Below are 1,032 nucleotides of genomic sequence, written 5' to 3' on the forward strand. Positions count from 1 at the left end.
ATCGAGTAGGGTGAGGGGTCGCCCCCTCAGCCCTCTCACACCACCGGACGTGCGGGTCCGCATCCGGCGGTTCAAGTAAAACGCTGGAGTTGCTGGTGGGTATCCACCAGCGAGACCAGCCCCATGTTGGCAAGGTACTTCGGCGGCATTGCTGCCACCATGTGTTTTGCTCCGGCATTCCACCACGGTCCCCGCCCGTTGACGCTCGACTTCCACGCGCGATGCGCGTCCAGCCCAAGCGCTCGCAAGCGGGATTCCCGTGTAGCCGGGCGCTTCCACTGCCTCCAGGCAATGACCCGCAGTCGACGCCTCACCCAGATGTCCAGTTCTTCGAGTGCTCGTCGCCCCTGGGTGTGCTGGAAGTAGTTCATCCAGCCCCGCAGGACCGGTCGGAGCTGCTCGATGGTCCGCTCCAGACGTTGTCCACGCCCTTTCAGACACAGGTCCGTGACCCGTGCCCTCAGGCGCGCCAGACTTTCTGGCCAGATCCTCAGACGGGTCTCCTTGTGCACGGTCACGCTGTACCCTAGGAACTTGCGTCCCCAGGGCCTCGCGACCGCGCTCTTGGCCGCATTCACGGTGAGCTTCAGCCGTTCCCAGAGGAACTTCGTCACCCCGTCCATGATGCGATTCCCCGCCTGCTGGCTCGACACATAGATGTTGCAGTCGTCCGCGTACCGGCAGAAGTCCAGTCCGCGCCGCTCCAGTTCGCGGTCCAGGTCGGTCAGCAGGATGTTCGACAGCAGCGGTGACAGCGGTCCGCCTTGCGGCGTGCCCTGTGTCCTCGCTGTCTCGATCCCGTCGGCCATCAAACCCGCTTGCAGGAAGCGCCGGATCAACTTCAGGACGCGCCTGTCGTCGATCCGCCTGGCGACCCGGTGCATCAGCGCATCGTGGTTCACACGGTCGAAGAATTTCTCCAAATCCATGTCCACCACCCAGCGCTTGCCGCCCCGGATGTAGTTCGCGGCTTGGACCACTGCCTGCGTCGCGCTGCGTCCCGGGCGGAAGCCATAGCTCCCATCCGAGAAT

General features: G+C 64.2%; 1 protein-coding gene. It reads right to left on the minus strand.

The genetic code is table 11. The annotated features are described in order from the left end of the window. Positions 1-71 precede the first annotated feature (71 nt). Positions 72-1,032 (minus strand): reverse transcriptase domain-containing protein (locus NYP07_RS23905; protein WP_268154718.1); only part of this gene is annotated, 961 nt, incomplete at its 5' end.

The organism is Pelomonas aquatica, assembly GCF_026712205.1.
In the GTDB taxonomy this organism is placed as follows: domain Bacteria; phylum Pseudomonadota; class Gammaproteobacteria; order Burkholderiales; family Burkholderiaceae_C; genus Pelomonas; species Pelomonas aquatica.